This window comes from Robertmurraya sp. DFI.2.37, assembly GCF_029211245.1.
GTDB lineage: Bacteria > Bacillota > Bacilli > Bacillales > Cytobacillaceae > Robertmurraya > Robertmurraya methanolica_A.
The window spans coordinates 1-295 of record NZ_JARGEJ010000716.1 but is presented as its reverse complement, the minus strand read 5'-3'; the positions used below and the strand labels follow the sequence as shown (position 1 = coordinate 295).

The following is a 295-nucleotide window of genomic DNA, read 5'->3' as shown; positions in this document are numbered from 1 at the left end:
ACGAATTAAAGCGAGTGAAAGAAAATGAATTGATTATTAATAATAAGTTATCGTTCAAATCATATTTTTATCTTTTTAGAATAATGTTAAAAACTAAAGTTAGAGTTGGATTGGAAAAAATATATCCACAATATTTTACTCCTTTGAAAAAAGAAGTGAGATTATTAAAGAATAAGCGATTTGCCAAATTATAATAATATAATCTGTGAGGTATGCAATTCCATAACTTTATATTTTCATTGCCTTATTTATTTATCTTATTTTGTTTTTTGACTGTTAACTTTTTAAGATGTAC

General features: G+C 22.7%; 1 protein-coding gene. It reads left to right on the top strand.

The genetic code is table 11. From position 1 onward, the window contains the following. Positions 1-194 (top strand): hypothetical protein (locus tag PZE06_RS28355; protein WP_275792449.1); only part of this gene is annotated, 194 nt, incomplete at its 5' end. Positions 195-295: the final 101 nt, after the last annotated feature.